This is a genomic window from Streptomyces sp. NPDC001920 (assembly GCF_053594495.1).
In genome coordinates, this window is sequence record NZ_JBSFEP010000008.1 from 336,320 (window position 1) to 352,819 (window position 16,500).

Consider the following 16,500-nt stretch of genomic DNA (forward strand, 5'->3'; position numbering starts at 1 on the left):
CCGACGGGCAAGCGTCCCGCCCGCGCCCCCACGGCTTCCCTGATCCCCAGCTCACTCCCCATTGTCAGTGCCACCGCCTATCGTCCGACCCATGACGACCCCGCGCCCCACGAACGATCTCTCCGCGGACGAAGCCCGCCGCATCGCCCTACGCGCTCAAGGCCTGCTCGGCACACCCGACCGCAAGGGCGGCGTGCGCGGCATACTCCGTCATCTCGGCGCGGTCCAGCTCGACACCATCTCGGTCCTGGCCCGCTCCCACGAGCTCATCCCGTACGCGCGCCTGGGGGCGGTGGGCCGCAAGGCGGTCGAGGACGCCTACTGGACGCCCGCATCCACCGACGGCACTTCGAAGCCGCGGCCGCACGCCTTCGAGTACTGGTCCCACGCGGCCTGCATCCTCCCCGTCGAGGAGTGGCCGCACTTCGCGTTCCGCCGCCGCGCCTACCGCAACCGCCCTCACTGGAACCACCAACTCCCCGACGGCGCCTACGACCAGGTCATCAAGCAGCTCCGCGCCGAGGGCCCCCTGACCGCGACCGAGCTGGGCGGCGCGAAGAGGACCAGCGAGTGGTGGGACTGGTCGGGCTCGAAGGTCGCCGTCGAACGCGCCCTCATGCACGGCGAGGTGGTCTGTGTGGAGCGCCGCGGCTGGAAGCGCGTCTACGACCTCGCCGAGCGGGCCATCCCCGAGGCGCTGCTGCACGACGAGTTGGACGACACCGAGTGCCTGCGCCGCCTGGTCCGCCTGGCCGGTCAGTCCCTCGGTGTCGGCACGCGCGCGGACATCGCCGACTACCACCGGCTCAAGGGCGAGCAGGTGGACGCGGTGATCGCCGACTCCGGCCTGGTCCCGGTCACGGTCGAGGGCTGGGGCAAGCCCGCCTGGGCCGCCCCCGAGGCCTTGGAGACGCTTCCCCGAGGCCGCCACCGTACGACGCTGCTGTCCCCGTTCGACTCACTGATCTGGGAACGGGCACGCACGGAACGGATCTTCGGCTTCACTCACCGCTTGGAGGCCTACGTCCCCAAGCCGAAGCGGGTCTACGGCTACTTCGCGATGCCGGTCCTGGCCGGCGGCCGCCTCGTCGGCCGCGTGGACCCGGCCCGCGAGGGCCGCACGCTGGTGGCCAAGCAGGTGACGCTGGACGGCCCCAAGGCGGTCCCGGCAGTGGCCCAGGCCCTGGTCGAGGCGGCGGGCTGGGTGGACTGCACGGACGTACGTGTGGAGCGGGTCGATGCACCCGAGTTGCGCGAGCCGCTCACCCAGGAACTCACGCGCACCTCGGCCTGACCCGAAGTCCCGGCTGGGCCCGCGAGGGCCCTCAGCGGATTTCGAGGATCTTCTCCCGCATTGCGTAGACCACGGCCTCCATCCTGGAGTGCAGCTGCAGTTTCTCCAGGATGTTGCGGACGTGGTTCTTCACGGTGTTCTCGGAGATGAACAACTCCTTGGCGATATCGCGGTTGTTCATTCCCGTGGCGACGAGCTTGAGGACCTCCAGCTCACGGTCCGTCAGCCGCGGCGCGGGCACGAGCCGACGTTCGTCCGTGCGCTGGATCATCGACTTGAACTCGGTGAGCAGCTTCGACGCCATGGACGGGCTGATCTGCGACTGCCCGTCGGCGACCGCACGGATGGCCGTGGCCACCTCGTCCGTGGAGATCTCCTTGAGGAGATAGCCGGTCGCGCCCGCCTTGATCGCGTCGTAGAGGTCGGCCTCCTCGTCGCTGATCGTGAGCATGATGATCTTCGCGCTGGGGGCCACCTCCTTGATGGAGGTGCAGGCCTCGATCCCGCCCCGCTTCGGCATGCGAACGTCCATCAGGATGATGTCCGGCAACAGGTCGGCGGCCTTGTCGACGGCCTCCGCGCCGTCGCCCGCCTCACCCACGACCTGGATGTCCTCCTCGGCCGCGAGCACGATCTCCAGTCCACGACGGAAGAGGGCGTGGTCGTCGACGACGAGGACTCTGATCGGTTCCTTGCGTGGAGAGCCCTTCTCCGGGCCCATGCCGACGACATCACTGTCGGCATCCTCGTCCCGCATCGGTCCGAAGCTGTCCGCCATCGTTCCTCCCCCTGAAGGCTGTGGCTGGTCCTGTGCCATCGCCAACCCAAGGCACCGGCCCAACGGTTGGGCCGGTGCGGCCATGATTTCATGCCCGGCCGACCCTACGGTGACGAGCGGGGCGCGAAGTGGTCGCACGCCGGTGCCCCTGGGGGCGCACACGCGCTCCAGGGGCACCGACTCCGCTGTCAGCCGGATGGGTCAGCCGCCCAGCGTGCCACCTGCCGCGGTGGGCTGCGCCTGGGTGACCATCGGGTCCGTGCTGAGGTGGATGACGCCGTAGTCGTAGGCGTGCCGCCGGTAGACGACACTCGGTTCCTTGGTCTCGGAGTCGACGAACAGGTAGAAGTCGTGCCCGACCAGTTCCATCTCGTAGAGGGCCTGGTCAAGGGTCATCGGGGAGGCGACATGTGTCTTCTCGCGTACGACGAGGGGGCCTTCACCCTTGACTTCCAGCGAGCCGATCTTCTTGGTGGGAATCCCGTCCGGCTCTTCCTCCTGCACGGTGTGGCCGTTGCCGTTGAGCGTCGCCGCGCCCGGAACGTGGTCGGGGACCTCAGCCGCCGTCAGCCGGCGTGCGCCTCGGCGCGAGAAACGCTTGTCGTGCTGCTTGCGCAGCCGGGCATCCAGCTTCTCCGCCGCGAGGTCGAGCGCCGCGTACGGATCGCTGGCCGCTGCCTCCGCCCGGATCACCGGACCGCGGGAGCGGAGCGTGATCTCCACTCGGTCACTGCGGTCGGCCTGTCGGGGGTTGGGCTCCTTGGACACCTCGACGTCGAGGCTGATCACCTTGGCATCGAGCCTCTGGATCTTCTCCAGCTTCAGCTTCTCGGCCACGTGCTTGCGGAACCGCTCGGGCACCTCGGTCTTGCGGCCCTTGACGACGATGTCCACGCAGAACTCCGTTCCCGGATCGCTCCGCTCCATCGGCGGAGCATCTCCCTTTTGCACCAGGCTCCGGTGATCCCCGGAACCTCGGACTCGGTGACTTCCACCTCCTCCTCCCCCATGGGCAAGATCTCCACCCCATCGCCGCGGGTGTTTGCACAAAACCACGGCGCGGCATTCGGATATGGCGGGGATGGCCTGCGCCTTTCCCTCACAACCGAACATATCTCGCCCGGACGGATGTCGTCACCCTCTACTGCGGCGTACCTCCGTTCAGGTGAATTGACCCTCTCGTAACCTGCAACGATGCAAGTTCGCAGTCAGTTCCGGTTTATTTCGAATGAATCCGGCGGGGCAGCGACCACGGCCGCGCAGATCAGGTGACCGACCCGATCGGCACCCGGGAATCCCGGCATCCCCTGCGTCCGCCGCACCACGTCCTCCGTCGATCCAGGTCTCTGTTCCCCTGTGCTTTCCCGAGTTCCCGCCGAGTACACAGCGGTTGCCCCTTCGACCTGCCCGTCGGACTCCGCGGTCACCCGTCCGTACGCGCCCACCTCCTCCACCGTTCGGCCGCACACGTTCACCTCTCCCGCCGCGCCCTCGTCCGCTGCGCGCCCTGCCCTTCTCCGACGCCGGGCCGGCGGCACCGCCCTGCCGTACGCCACCTCCGCCGCACGGCCGCGCCTGCCCGCCCGTCCGGGGCCGGAGGAACCGGCCCCTTGCGCCAGGCCCGCTCGCACGGCACGCGCCGCCTCCGCAAGCGACGCGCCCGTCGTCATCAGGTCGTCGACGAGCACGACCGGACCTTCCGCGAGCAGCCGGATCCCTCCGGGAGCCACCGTCAGCGCGCCCCTGAGATTGTCCAGCCGCTGACGGGAGTTGAGCCCCGACTGATCGGCCACCGCCCGCCGCTGTCGCAGCACGGCGAGCACACGCGCCGGCGTTCCGGCCCGCCGTAGATCACCCGCTGCCGCGAGTGCGATCCGACGGGCAGGATCGTGCCCACGCGCCCGCACCGCCGCTGGTGCGGACGGAACGGGTACGAGGAGCACAGGAGCACCGGCACTCCCGAATCGCCACGCCTCATCCCCCCGCGTCCGGACGTCCCGGGCCCCTGCAGCCGGCACCGAGGCCCCTCTCCCGCCCGCACAGGCCTCCAGGAGCCCCGCCCGCACGGCTCCCGCCAGAGCCGTCCCGAGCGGCGCCGCCAGCGCCAGCACACCCCGTTCCTTGTGAGCCAATAGCGCCGCCCGTGCCTCGTTCGTGTACCGGGCGGCCGCGTACACGACCGGCAGCCCGCCGGGCTCCGGCACCGGTCGCACCCGGCTCGGTGCGGTCCCGCTCAGGACGGCACGGCACCCTTGGCAGAGCACCGTGCGAGGCATTCCACAGCCTCCGCACTCGGCCGGCAGCACCAGGTCGGTGAAGTCCTGCCACCACCCCCGCATGCCCACCACTGTGCCAAGGCCCGCGACGAGCGACCACCCCTGTGGAAAACCCCCTGTGGAAAACCCCGCCCCACCCCCCCGCCCAGGAATCGAGGACTCCCACCCAGGTAAAAAAGCGGCTGCTTCGGGCAACCGGGTCTCACCCCGGCCAACCGAAACAGCCGCCACAGCCGACGTCCCCGGACCCAGCGGTCCGGGGAGACAGGACCTCAGCCGGGATACACCGGCGCCGTCCCGTCCGTCACCACCTTGCGCCACTGCGTTCCGGACGGCAGTCGTACGATGCCGTCCTCCGAGTACCCGACCAGCGGCAGCCGTGCGTCCTCGGACGCGGTGATCTCCTTCACCCCGCTCAGCGCCGCGGGCGCCGGTCCCTCCGGCGTGGAGCCGTCGACCTGGACGTAGCGCATCGTCTGCAGGCCGCCCTTCTCCCGACCGGCCACCACGAGCCGACTGTCACCGGCCCACGACATCGCGGTGACCTCCTCCAACTCCGGCGTGGCGGAGCGAAGTTCGTGCACCGAGACGGCCGAGCGCCCGCCCGCCTTGTGATCGTCGCCGCGTTCGATCCGGCCGATGAGCAGCGACGACCTGTCGCCCTGCTGCACCACGAGCGCGATCCGCACGCCGTCGGCAGCCACCCGGACGGACTGGATGCTGCCCTCCAGACCGGGCGGCGTCTTCACCGCCAGCGGATCGCCGACGCCCTCCTGCAGCAGCAACAGACGGGGATCGGCAGGGTCGCGGTCAGCCACCCACAGATCGCCCTGGGCGTCCCAGCTGGGCGCGGACAGCCCCTCCTCGGCCTTCTTGCCCGCGCTGGTCAGCTCGGGCTCACCGAGCGGACCGTCCGACACCAGTGCGCCCACGTACAGGTTCCGGCCGTCGAGGCTCACCCCGGCCGCCATGCCCTCGTCACGCGACACCGCCACCGACCGCAGTTCCCTCTCGCCCTCACCGAGAGCACCCGGGACCGGATCGGGCTTCGTGTCGTTGGTGGCGGCAGCCAGCCGTACGAGCCGGTGCTTGTCGTCGAGGAAGTACAGGTACTCGGCACGCCCCACCGACCCGCGCACGGCCACGGCCTCCGCATCGTCGTCGGTGAGCGCGCACAACTGCCGGTCGCCCGACTCGAGCACGATCTCGTCCACCGTGGGGGTGAGGTTGTGCAAGGTGAACAGGAGCTGCGCCGCCATCTCCTTGCACTTGGCCAGCCCGACCCGAGCCGCCTTGTCGTTCAACGGCACGGTCAGCCGGTTCTGGTCGTCCGGTGTCAGCGAGTCGACGCTCAGCGCCGTGCCGGTGGGGAAGCTCGACCGGACCACCGGGTCGAGCCAGCTGGTGGGCCCCCTGAGCAGGGAGCGCACCGTCTGCGTCATGGGATCCACGTTCCTGCGCACATAGACGGGGTCGGCGACGGCGGCCGTGTGCGGAGAGCTGCCGAGCGTGGTGCTCGATGCGAAGTAGTACTTGTCGACCGACATGTAGTTGCGCTGGAAGTCCGACTGGCCCATGACGACACCACGCGGCGGCACGTCGATACGCCACTGCTTGGACTTCTTCTCCCGCACGAGGTGCATCGACTCGTTGTAGGCCCCGCCGGCGGGCGCGTACGACTGCTGCGCGTCCACCGTGGCGACCCTGGTGCCGGTCAGCGTGTACGTGAGGCTGGCGCCGTCCTCGCGGCCCCCCACATGCTCGGCCTCGGCGCCCGGCCCGTCGGCGAGCACCGTCGTGGACCGCTTGGGCTGCCACCTGCGAGCGGCTTCCTCGGTCAGGTACTTACTGGCTGTCTCGTAGTCCGGATCGTCGCTGGTCAGCGCCTCCAGGAAGCCCGACACGATCTCCGATGACGAAGCGTCCTCACGGGGCGGCATGGCGAAGACCCGCACCTGCGTGTCCTGGCGCGGCGTGGACTCGACACCGCGCAGGTCACCGCTGTCCGGCATCGAGGCGCACCCCGCCAGCAATACGGCGCCACAGGCGGCGTACGCCACCGTGCGCCCCGGCCTGCGTCGGGCGCCCCCCTCACGGTCAGCGGCCACGGAATGCCTCCCCCTGGTCGTGCGGCTCCTCGGCGGGCCCGGCTTCCTCGCTCGGTGTGGGTTCCGCCCCGGCCCGGTCGTCGTCCTGTCGTCGCGCTCCCGACGCGGGGCGGGGCACCACGCGCGCGCCGTTGCCGGGCAGCGCCGTGGGATCTGCCTTGGGGGGCGTGGCCGCGCCCAACCGCGCCGCGATCGGATCCCTCGATGACATGGGAGACGCCTGGTCGCCGGAGGGCTGCGTCGGCAGCGTCGCGGCCTTCTCGCCGCCACCGGACGGCAGACCTGCGTCATTGAGTCCGCGGTTGCGGCGCGAGTCCTTGGGTTCGAGCGGTATGGGTGAACCCCGCAGCGGCTCGTCCGCCGTCCGCGGCAGCGTCAGCCGGAACTGCGAACCGCCCCCCGGCTCGCCCCACGCCTGCAACCAGCCGCCGTGCAGCCGGGCGTCCTCCAACGCGATGGACAGGCCCAGGCCCGTACCGCCCGTGGTACGCGCGCGTGCCGGGTCCGCCCGCCAGAAGCGGCTGAAGACACGGGTCGCTTCACCTGGCTTGAGCCCGACGCCGTAGTCGCGCACCGCGACCGCGACGGCCCCGCCGGCGGAGGCGAGCTTGACGACGACGTCCCTGCCCTCGCCGTGTTCCACGGCGTTGACCACGAGGTTGCGCAGCACCCGCTCGACCCGCCGGGCGTCCGCCTCCGCGACGATGGGCTGCTGATCTCCGACGACACGTATCTGTGTCCCCTTGCGCTCCGCGAGCGGCTCGGCCCCGCTGACCACGCGTCGCACGACCTCCCTGAGGTCGATCGGCTCGGCCTCCAGTGCCGCCGCGCCGGCGTCGAAGCGACTGATCTCCAGCAGGTCCGCGAGCAGCGACTCGAACCGGTCCAGCTGGTCGGCAAGCAGCTCCGCCGACCGCGCGGTCACCGGGTCGAAGTCCTCCCGCGCCTCGTGGATGACGTCGGCGGCCATGCGTACGGTCGTCAGCGGCGTCCGCAGTTCGTGCGACACGTCCGACACGAACCGCCGCTGCATCCGCGACAGGTCCTCCAACTGCTGAATCTTCAGCTGAAGGTTCTGCGCCATCTTGTTGAAGGCCTCGCCCAGCCGTGCGATGTCGTCCTCGCCGGTGACCTTCATCCGCTCCTGCAGCCGCCCCGCGGACAGCCGCTCCGCGATTCCGGCCGCCATCCGCACCGGCGTGACGACCTGCCGCACCACGAGCCAGGCGATGGCCCCGAGAAGCACGACGACGAAGAGCCCGGCGGTGGCAAGCGTCCCCTTGACCAGGCTCAGCGACTTCTCCTCCTGGGTGAGCGGGAAGAGGTAGTAGAGCTGGTACGGATCGCTGTTGGGGTCGTTGACCTGTTTACCGATGACCAGAGCCGGCTGGGACTCCTTCTTGGCGCTCGGGTAGTAGACGATGCGCGTGTAGCTCTGGAACGCACTCGTATTGCTGTCGATCCGCTCGCGCAGGTTCTCCGGCACGCTGCTCGTCGGGTTCACACCACCGGAAGCGCGCGGACCGCGCCCGCCGGTGTCACCGCCCGCGGAGGTCGGAAGCGTCACGACGTCGAAGGCACCCTGGCCGCCGCTGGAGAGCGAGGAGACCAGGTCGCTCATCCATTGGATGACGTTCTGGTCGGAAGGCTCGCCCGCCGTCGTGCCGTCGTCCGCAGTGCCGGCCGCCGCCTCGTCGGCCCGCTGCTTGGCCGCCGCGAACCCACCCGCGGCCTGGCTCTGCGAGGCCTTCACCTTGGCGTCCAGCAGGCCGTTGCGCACCTGGCCGATCACGACGAAGCCCAGCAACAGGACGACGCCGAGCGACATCAGCAGGGTCGTGGCTACGACCTTGAGCTGGATGTTGCGCCGCCACAGCCGCATGACGGGCAGGAGCGGCCGACGCACCCAGCGCAGCAGAAGCCGAAGAACGGGGCTGCCCTGGACTCCTCCTTGCAGCAGCCCGCCCTCGAGGAACCGCCCCCAACGGGAGCCCGGCACCCTCCGGCCGACAGGCCGCTCCGGACGGGCCCCGGTCCGACCGGGGGCCGCAGCGGCACTGTCCCGGGACATGTCAGCTCGGCCCTGCCTTGTAACCCACACCACGCACGGTCACCACGATCTCCGGCCGCTCCGGGTCCTTCTCGACCTTGGAGCGCAGCCGCTGCACATGCACATTGACCAGACGCGTGTCGGCCGCGTGCCGGTAGCCCCACACCTGCTCCAGGAGCACCTCACGGGTGAACACCTGCCACGGCTTGCGGGCCAGCGCGACCAGCAGGTCGAACTCCAGCGGCGTCAACGCGATCGACTGCCCGTCCCGCTTCACGGAGTGCCCGGCCACGTCGATGACCAGATCACCGATGGCGAGCTGCTCGGGTGCCGGCTCCTCCGACCTCCGCAGCCGCGCCCGGATACGGGCGACGAGCTCCTTCGGCTTGAACGGCTTCACGATGTAGTCGTCGGCACCGGACTCCAGGCCGACGACCACGTCGACGGTGTCGCTCTTGGCCGTCAGCATCACGATCGGCACCCCGGACTCCGCCCTGATCAGACGGCAGACCTCGATGCCGTCCCGCCCGGGCAGCATCAGGTCCAGCAGCACCAGATCGGGCTTGGCCTCCCGGAATGCGGCCAGCGCCTTGTCGCCGTCGGCTACGAAAGACGGCTCAAAACCTTCACCACGCAGCACAATGCCGAGCATCTCGGCCAGTGCGGTGTCGTCGTCGACGACAAGGACTCGTCCCTTCATAAACGACATCATCCCATTCTCATAACAGTGGCGAAGGCTCAGGTGAGGTAGGTCACCGGCCAGTGACCTTAGTCGTACGCGGTCACCACTGTCTGCCCTCATCCGCATCGCGGTGAGTGACGTGAGAGCGGATGTGCCCGCGTCTGCCCCCGGCCGGTTCCCTCTACCTCACAACGACCGCGGCACCTGCCGCGACCGGGCACACAACTCCGCCAACGCCTCCGGCGTCACGGGCGAAGCGGCCCCCTCCTCGGTGACGATCGCCGTCACCAGCTCGGGCGGCGTCACATCGAACGCGGGGTTGTACGCCTGGGTCCCCAACGGCGCCACCGGTATCCCGCCTCCCACCTCCGCCCCTGCCACCGGCACCTGCGGGGCGAGGAACTCGGTGACCTCGAAGCCCGCGCGCTGCTCGACCTCGATGGACGCCCCGTCCGGCGTCCCCGGATCCACCGTCGTCAGCGGCGCCACCACGATGAACGGCACATGGTGGTAGCGCGCCAGCACCGCCAGCGGGTAGCTCCCCACCTTGTTCGCCACCGAACCGTCGGCCGCGATGCGATCCGCCCCGATCAGCACCGCGTCCACCTCGCCGGCCGCGAACAGGGAGCCCGCCGCGTTGTCCGTGAGCAAGGTGTACGCCATCCCGCTGCGCGCCGCCTCGTACGCCGTCAGCCGCGCCCCCTGCAGCAACGGCCGCGTCTCGTCCACCCACAGCCGCCGCAGCCGCCCGGCCCGGTGCGCCGCCAACGCCACCGCGAACGCCGTGCCCTCCCCGCCCGACACCAGCGCTCCGGTGTTGCAGTGCGTGAGGATACGGTGACCGCCGCCCGGGAGCAGCTCGTCCAGCAGCGTCAACCCGTGCTCGGCCATACGGGCGCTGGCCTCGGCGTCCTCCTGGTGCAAAGCCCGCGCCGCACCCAGCGCCGCCACGGCGGCCTGCCCGACGTCTCCACTGCGCGAGAGCTCGTCCCGGTAAGCGGCCTGGGCCCTGCGCACGCCCACGGCCAGATTCACAGCCGTGGGCCGGGCCCCCGCGAGCGACTCCGCGGCGGCGTCCACATCGAAACCGCGCGCGGCGGCGAGCGCGACGCCGTACGCCCCGGCGATCCCCAGCAGCGGTGCCCCGCGCACGGCGAGCGAACGGATCGCCTCCACGAGCGCGGGCGCGTCCGTACAGACCAGCTCGACCTCCTCAGCCGGCAACCTCGTCTGATCGAGGAGCGCCACAACGGGGCCCTCGGGTGGCTCGTCCCATCGGATCGCCGGAATCTCGGTCGGCCCGCTGTCCTCGCCGGAATGCGCGTACTGATCAGCCATGCGGTCAGTCTGCCCCGTATCCGGCGGACAATTGAAGGTGTGCAGCCCATACCGCGGCCGGTACCTCGACGACCACCCCATGGCACGATGGCTGCCAACCTGCCGCCGCGACCGCGGACGGGCACCGTGAAGGAGCGACGATGAAAGACACTCCGGGCTGGGCCTCGCCCGGATCCGCCCCGTCCGACGGGCAGGAGCCCGGCGCGTCCGGCCCGGCCGAGCCCGAAGACCGTTCCGACTCCGCACAGCAGCCGGGACCGGACCCACAGGACTCCGGCTCGAAGTGGTCCAAGGAGCAGCCGCCGCCCGCCCAGTGGTCCGCCCCGACGGGCCCGCAAGCTCCCGGCCAGGCACCACCGCCTCCACCGCCCGGCCCGGGCTGGGGCGCTCCGCCTCCAGCGAGCCCCGGCGGATACGGCGGCGGCCACCAGGGCTACGGCCCTCCAGGCGGGTACGGCGCGTGGGGAAGCGGCTGGGGCGGTCCTCCGCCCGCCGCCAAGCCCGGTGTGATCCCACTGCGCCCACTCGGCGTCGGTGAGATCCTCGACGGCGCGGTCTCCACCATGCGCACCTACTGGCGCACGGTCCTGGGCATCTCCCTGACCGTCGCCGTCGTGACGCAGATCCTCGTCATCCTGCTCCAGGGCCTCGTCCTGAACGACCTCGCCGGTACCGAGGCGCTCAACGACCCGAGCGCCACCGTCAGCGAACTGGCCCGAGCCACCCGCGACGCCCTGATCAGCTCCACCCTGGTCTTCCTGATCTCGGTGGTCGGCGCCATCGTCGCGACCGCCCTGCTGACGACTGTCACCAGCCGCGCGGTGCTCGGCAAGTCGGTGACGACCGGCGAAGCCTGGCGCGACGCCCGACCTCAGGTGCTGCGGCTCTTCGGCCTGCTCTTCCTGCTGCTGCTCATGACCTTCGGTCTGGTGTCCGTGGGCGCCCTGCCGGGCATCCTCGTGGCCGCCTCGGGCTCCGGCGAAGGAGGCGCGGCCCTCGCCGTGCTGGGCGTTCTCGGCGCCGGCATCGTCGCACTGTGGCTGTGGTTCCGCTTCTCCCTCGCCTCGCCCGCGCTGATGCTGGAGAAGCAGGGCATTCTGAAGTCGCTGAGCCGCTCCGCGAAGCTGGTCCGGGGCTCCTGGTGGCGTGTGTTCGGCATCCAGTTGCTCGCCACGATCATCGCGAACATCGTCGCGGCGATCGTCGTCATCCCCTTCACCTTCCTCGGCGGCGCCGTCAGCGGCGAAGGGGCGACCAGCTTCGTCGAGGGCACCACCGACTTCGGCTGGACATTCCTCATCATCAGCGGCATCGGCTCGGTGATCGGCTCCATGATCACCTTCCCGATCTCGGCCGGTGTCACCGTGCTGCTCTACATCGACCAGCGCATCCGCCGCGAGGCCCTCGACCTCGAACTGGCCCGAGCAGCCGGCGTCCAGGGGTACGGCGCCGACACCGGGGGGAGCTGAACCGGTGTTCTTGGCGGGGGGAATTGCCGGCGCGGCCTCAGCACTACCGGACGCCGCCGCACGCACGGTGCTGCGCGCCCACAGCACCGCGGTGCTGTCGCTGTCGCGGGGCGGCGACACGTCCGTACTGTCGCTGCCGACCCGCTCGGACGACGAGCCGCCGCTCACGATCCCGCGTGATCCCGCGCGGGAAGCGGCCCGGCGCGAGCTGTCCAAGAACATGTACCACGAGAACGAACCCAGCTGGTTCCAACGTGCCTTGGACGCCTTCTGGGAGTGGGTCGAGGACCTGTTCAGCAGCGCCTCGACCGTGACGCCCGGAGGGCCGCTCGGCCTGGTCGTCGTCATCCTGGTCGCCCTCGCGGTCCTGGGCGCCCTGTGGTGGCGCCTCGGCACCCCCCGCCGACAACCCACATCCTCCGCCGCCCTGTTCGACGAGCGCCCCCGCAGCGCCGCCGAACACCGGTCCGCCGCCGAAGCGCACGCTGCCCAGGGCCACTGGAACCAGGCCGTCCAGGAACGCATGCGCGCCATCGTCCGCTCACTGGAGGAACGCGCACTCCTCGACGCCCGCCCCGGCCGCACCGCGGACGAGGCCGCCGCCGAAGCGGGCCGCTCGCTGCCCTCCCACAGAGACCGGCTACGCACAGCCGCCCGGGACTTCGACGACGTGACATACGGCGGGCGGACGGCGACCCAACAGGCGTACCAGCGCATCGCGGAACTCGACGAGGCCCTGGAGAGCACCAAGCCACAGCTCGCGAGCAACGCACCCAGCACAGCCCCCCATACCCGCCACGGAGCCGCCCGATGACCACCGAGGCCACGCTCCCGCCCACCTCGGCCTCGCCCACCACGCGCCAGGTCTGGACCCGTACCCGAGGCATCGCTCTCGCCGTCGTCGTTCTGTTGGCCACGGCCGTCGCGATCGCCACGATTCGCTCCGACACCCGGCACGGCGCCCTCGACCCCCGCTCCGCCGACCCCAACGGAAGCCGCGCGATCGCCGAACTCCTCGCCGACCGGGGCGTGGACACACGCGTCGTCACCACTTTGGACGAGGCACGCTCCGCAGCCGCCCCGGACACCACCCTCCTGGTCGCCGCCCCCGACCTGTTGACGCACCGTCAACAGTCCCGGCTGCGCTCGGCGACCGCCGACGCCGACGGCCGTACCGTCCTCGTCGCCCCCGGCAGCTGGTCCGTCGAACGACTCGCCCCCGGTGTCACCGCCGACCCCGCCACCAGCCTCGAAGACGAGCTCGACCCCGGCTGCTCCCTGCCCGCCGCCCGCCGCGCCGGCACCGCCGACCTGGGCGGCATCCGCTACACCACCACCCACCTCGACGCCGACGAGTGCTACCCCAGCGAGCGCCTGGCCACCCTCCTGCGCGTCCCGGAGACCAGCAGGGGCGGCGACACGGTGGTGCTCGGCGCACCCGACATTCTCGTCAACGACCGCCTCGACGAGCAGGGCAACGCCTCGCTCGCCCTCCAACTCCTCGGTTCCCGCCCCCATCTGGTCTGGTACCTCCCCTCGCTCTCCGACACGACGGCCGCCGACACCGACGACGAACGCGGCTTCTTCGATCTGCTCCCCTCAGGCTGGGTGTGGGGCACCCTGCAGCTCTTCATCGCCGCAGCACTGGCCGCCCTCTGGCGGGCACGCCGACTCGGCCCCCTGGTGCCTGAGAAACTCCCCGTGGCGATCCGCGCCTCCGAAACCGTCGAAGGCCGCGCCCGCCTCTACCGCAAGGCGAACGCCCGTGATCGCGCAGCCGCCGCTCTTCGCTCCACCACCCGCACGCGTCTCGCCCCCCTCGTAGGTGTCCCCGCCTCCCAGGCGCATACGCCCGAGGCCCTTCTCCCCGCCCTGTCCGCCCACCTCCGCAACCCCGAGGACGGACAGCCCCTGCACACACTCCTCTTCGGCCCGCCGCCACACGACGACGCAGCACTCATCTCCCTCGCCGACCGACTCGACGCCCTCGAAAGAGAGGTACGCCGTCCATGATGGACCCGACCACTGACAACGCCGGGAGCACCGGGGATCCGGGCAGCGCCCGCGCCTCCCTGGAGGCCCTGCGCGCCGAGATCGCCAAAGCCGTGGTCGGCCAGGACCCCGCAGTGACCGGCCTCGTCGTAGCCCTCCTCTGCCGCGGACACGTTCTCCTTGAAGGAGTCCCCGGGGTGGCCAAAACGTTGCTCGTCCGCGCCCTCGCATCCGCACTCGAACTCGACACCAAACGCGTCCAGTTCACACCCGACCTCATGCCCAGCGACGTGACCGGCTCCCTGGTCTACGACACCCGCACCGCCGAGTTCTCCTTCCAGCCCGGCCCGGTGTTCACCAATCTCCTCCTCGCCGACGAGATCAACCGGACCCCGCCGAAGACCCAGTCCTCGCTCCTCGAGGCCATGGAGGAACGCCAGGTCACCGTCGACGGGACCCCGCGCCCGCTCCCGGAACCCTTCCTGGTCGCGGCCACCCAGAACCCGGTCGAGTACGAGGGCACCTACCCCCTCCCCGAAGCACAGCTGGACCGTTTCCTCCTCAAACTCACCATCCCCCTGCCTTCACGCCAGGACGAGATCGACGTCCTCACCCGCCACGCGGAGGGCTTCAACCCACGCGACCTGCGCGCCGCCGGCGTACGCCCCGTAGCGGGTCCCGCAGACCTGGAAGCGGCACGCGCGGCCGTGGCCAAGACGACCCTCTCCCCGGAGATCACGGCCTACGTGGTCGACATCTGCCGGGCCACACGCGAATCCCCCTCTCTGACCCTTGGTGTCTCCCCACGTGGCGCCACGGCCCTCCTGGCCACCGCCCGCGCCTGGGCCTGGCTCACCGGCCGCGACTACGTCACCCCTGACGACGTCAAGGCGCTGGCCCTGCCCACCCTCCGCCACCGCGTTCAGCTCCGCCCGGAAGCCGAGATGGAAGGCGTCACCGCCGACTCCGTCATCAACGCGATCCTGTCCCACGTCCCCGTCCCCCGCTGATGGCACTCACCGGACGCGCCGCGCTCGTAGCGGCTCTAGGCTCCCTCCCGGTAGGCATCTGGGATCCCAGCTGGACGGGCATCCTCGCGGTCAACGCCCCGCTGGCCATCGCATGCGCCTGTGACTTCGCACTGGCAGCACCCGTACGACGTCTCGGCCTGGCCCGCTCCGGCGACACCTCCGTACGCCTGGGTGAAACAGCCGACGTGACCCTCACCATCACCAACCCGTCCGGCCGCCCTCTCCGCGCCCAGATCCGCGACGCCTGGCCCCCCAGCAGCTGGCAGCCCGGCACCGAGACGGCCGCCTCGCGTCACCGCGTGACGGTGCCGGCAGGCGAACGCCGCCGCCTCACCACCCGCCTGCGCCCCACCCGCCGAGGCGACCGCCGAGCCGACCGCGTGACCGTCCGCTCATACGGCCCCCTCGGCCTCCTCTCCCGCCAGGGCACCCACTCAGTTCCCTGGACCGTACGCGTCCTGCCCCCTTTCACAAGCCGCAAGCACCTGCCCGCCAAACTGGCCCGCCTGCGCGAGCTCGACGGCCGCACCAGTGTTCTCACACGCGGCGAAGGCACCGAGTTCGACAGCCTGCGCGAGTACGTTCCCGGTGACGACACCCGCTCCATCGACTGGCGCGCTACGGCCCGACAATCCGCGGTCGCCGTCCGCACCTGGCGCCCCGAACGCGACCGCCACATCCTCCTCGTTCTGGATACCGGACGTACCTCAGCAGGACGCGTGGGCGACGCGCCCCGCCTGGACGCCTCCCTGGACGCGGCCCTGCTCCTGGCCGCCCTCGCCTCCCGCGCCGGCGATCGCGTCGACCTCCTCGCATACGACCGCCGCGTACGCGCCCTCGTACAGGGCCGCGCAGCAGGCGATCTCCTCCCCTCCCTGGTCAACGCCATGGCCACGCTCGAACCCGAACTGATCGAAACGGACGCCCGAGGCCTTACGGCCACCGCTCTACGTACGGCGCCGCGCCACAGCCTGATCGTCCTGCTGACAACCCTCGACGCCGCCCCCATCGAAGAAGGCCTGCTGCCGGTCCTGTCGCAACTCACCCAGCGCCACACGGTGCTACTGGCATCGGTGGCCGACCCACACATTGCACGCATGGCAACAGCACGCGGGAACACAGACTCGGTGTACGAGGCCGCAGCCGCCGCCCAGGCCCAGAGTGAACGCCATCGCACGGCAGACCAACTCCGGCGCCACGGCGTAACGGTCGTCGACGCGACCCCGGACGAACTCGCGCCGGCGCTGGCAGACGCGTACCTCGCGCTGAAAACAACCGGACGCCTGTAATCACAAGGTCTCTGAGGAGCCCCCTCAGAGACCCAAATCCGCACGCAGAGCAAACACAGAAAGCCCCCGTGCCGGTATCCCCGGCCGGGGGCTTTCTCAAAATTTGTTCGGCGGTGTCCTACTCTCCCACAGGGTCCCCCCTGCAGTACCATCGGCGCTGTAAGGCTTAGCTTCCGGGTTCGGAATGTAACCG

General features: G+C 70.7%; 13 protein-coding genes and 1 rRNA gene. 6 read left to right on the forward strand and 8 right to left on the reverse strand.

The window, feature by feature from the left end; translation table 11 throughout:
- Positions 1-91 precede the first annotated feature (91 nt).
- On the forward strand, positions 92-1,294 hold the full coding sequence (locus ACWCPI_RS16540) for a winged helix-turn-helix domain-containing protein (protein WP_451038767.1): 1,203 nt from the start codon (positions 92-94) through the stop codon (positions 1,292-1,294).
- A gap of 31 nt (positions 1,295-1,325) precedes the next feature.
- On the opposite strand, the gene ACWCPI_RS16545 is transcribed toward ACWCPI_RS16540, so the two are convergent.
- From ACWCPI_RS16545 to mtnA, 7 genes are all read right to left on the reverse strand, one after another.
- A complete protein-coding gene (locus ACWCPI_RS16545; protein ID WP_451038768.1) occupies positions 1,326-2,072 on the reverse strand; it encodes a response regulator in 747 nt (248 codons plus the stop codon).
- A gap of 201 nt (positions 2,073-2,273) precedes the next feature.
- A complete protein-coding gene (gene hpf, locus ACWCPI_RS16550) occupies positions 2,274-2,966 on the reverse strand; it encodes a ribosome hibernation-promoting factor, HPF/YfiA family (RefSeq protein WP_388812923.1) in 693 nt (230 codons plus the stop codon).
- A gap of 314 nt (positions 2,967-3,280) precedes the next feature.
- The gene (locus ACWCPI_RS16555) at positions 3,281-4,411 is read right to left on the reverse strand and encodes a ComF family protein (protein WP_451038769.1); all 1,131 of its coding nucleotides are present in this window, start codon (positions 4,409-4,411) and stop codon (positions 3,281-3,283) included.
- 209 nt (positions 4,412-4,620) lie between these two features.
- On the reverse strand, positions 4,621-6,456 hold the full coding sequence (locus tag ACWCPI_RS16560) for an LpqB family beta-propeller domain-containing protein (protein WP_451038770.1): 1,836 nt from the start codon (positions 6,454-6,456) through the stop codon (positions 4,621-4,623).
- A complete protein-coding gene (gene mtrB, locus ACWCPI_RS16565) occupies positions 6,446-8,527 on the reverse strand; it encodes an MtrAB system histidine kinase MtrB (protein WP_451038771.1) in 2,082 nt (693 codons plus the stop codon). Before mtrB ends, ACWCPI_RS16560 begins: the two co-directional genes overlap by 11 nt.
- A 1-nt stretch (position 8,528) precedes the next feature.
- A complete protein-coding gene (gene mtrA, locus ACWCPI_RS16570; protein WP_187283109.1) occupies positions 8,529-9,218 on the reverse strand; it encodes a two-component system response regulator MtrA in 690 nt (229 codons plus the stop codon).
- 156 nt (positions 9,219-9,374) lie between these two features.
- Positions 9,375-10,526: an S-methyl-5-thioribose-1-phosphate isomerase gene (gene mtnA, locus ACWCPI_RS16575; RefSeq protein ID WP_451038772.1), complete on the reverse strand. Its 1,152-nt coding sequence runs from the start codon at positions 10,524-10,526 to the stop codon at positions 9,375-9,377.
- Positions 10,527-10,666: 140 nt separating this feature from the next.
- Between mtnA and ACWCPI_RS16580 the strand changes: the two genes are divergently transcribed.
- Genes ACWCPI_RS16580 through ACWCPI_RS16600 form a run of 5 tightly spaced genes read left to right on the forward strand, consistent with a single transcriptional unit; the run spans position 10,667 to position 16,307 of the window.
- On the forward strand, positions 10,667-11,995 hold the full coding sequence (locus ACWCPI_RS16580; RefSeq protein ID WP_451038773.1) for a DUF7847 domain-containing protein: 1,329 nt from the start codon (positions 10,667-10,669) through the stop codon (positions 11,993-11,995).
- Between the two features lie 4 nt (positions 11,996-11,999).
- Positions 12,000-12,809 (forward strand): DUF4129 domain-containing protein, encoded by an 810-nt coding sequence (locus tag ACWCPI_RS16585; protein WP_451038774.1) that lies wholly within the window; start codon positions 12,000-12,002, stop codon positions 12,807-12,809.
- The gene (locus ACWCPI_RS16590) at positions 12,806-14,008 is read left to right on the forward strand and encodes a DUF4350 domain-containing protein (protein WP_451038775.1); all 1,203 of its coding nucleotides are present in this window, start codon (positions 12,806-12,808) and stop codon (positions 14,006-14,008) included. The genes ACWCPI_RS16585 and ACWCPI_RS16590 overlap by 4 nt, the downstream gene beginning before the upstream one ends.
- Complete coding sequence (locus ACWCPI_RS16595) at positions 14,008-14,997, forward strand: AAA family ATPase (RefSeq protein WP_451038776.1); 990 nt, start codon at positions 14,008-14,010, stop codon at positions 14,995-14,997. The genes ACWCPI_RS16590 and ACWCPI_RS16595 overlap by 1 nt, the downstream gene beginning before the upstream one ends.
- The gene (locus ACWCPI_RS16600) at positions 14,997-16,307 is read left to right on the forward strand and encodes a DUF58 domain-containing protein (RefSeq protein ID WP_451038777.1); all 1,311 of its coding nucleotides are present in this window, start codon (positions 14,997-14,999) and stop codon (positions 16,305-16,307) included. The genes ACWCPI_RS16595 and ACWCPI_RS16600 overlap by 1 nt, the downstream gene beginning before the upstream one ends.
- A gap of 105 nt (positions 16,308-16,412) precedes the next feature.
- On the opposite strand, the gene rrf is transcribed toward ACWCPI_RS16600, so the two are convergent.
- A 5S ribosomal RNA gene (rrf, locus tag ACWCPI_RS16605) occupies positions 16,413-16,500 on the reverse strand; the annotation flags it as partial.

Coding starts and splice junctions, on each gene's coding strand:
- ACWCPI_RS16540 (WP_451038767.1), top strand. CDS start 92: ATGACGACCCCGCGCCCCACGAACGATCTCTCCGCGGACGAAGCCCGC.
- ACWCPI_RS16545 (WP_451038768.1), bottom strand. CDS start 2,072: ATGGCGGACAGCTTCGGACCGATGCGGGACGAGGATGCCGACAGTGAT.
- ACWCPI_RS16555 (WP_451038769.1), bottom strand. CDS start 4,411: ATGCGGGGGTGGTGGCAGGACTTCACCGACCTGGTGCTGCCGGCCGAG.
- mtrB (WP_451038771.1), bottom strand. CDS start 8,527: ATGTCCCGGGACAGTGCCGCTGCGGCCCCCGGTCGGACCGGGGCCCGT.
- mtrA (WP_187283109.1), bottom strand. CDS start 9,218: ATGATGTCGTTTATGAAGGGACGAGTCCTTGTCGTCGACGACGACACC.
- mtnA (WP_451038772.1), bottom strand. CDS start 10,526: ATGGCTGATCAGTACGCGCATTCCGGCGAGGACAGCGGGCCGACCGAG.
- ACWCPI_RS16580 (WP_451038773.1), top strand. CDS start 10,667: ATGAAAGACACTCCGGGCTGGGCCTCGCCCGGATCCGCCCCGTCCGAC.
- ACWCPI_RS16590 (WP_451038775.1), top strand. CDS start 12,806: ATGACCACCGAGGCCACGCTCCCGCCCACCTCGGCCTCGCCCACCACG.
- ACWCPI_RS16595 (WP_451038776.1), top strand. CDS start 14,008: ATGGACCCGACCACTGACAACGCCGGGAGCACCGGGGATCCGGGCAGC.
- ACWCPI_RS16600 (WP_451038777.1), top strand. CDS start 14,997: ATGGCACTCACCGGACGCGCCGCGCTCGTAGCGGCTCTAGGCTCCCTC.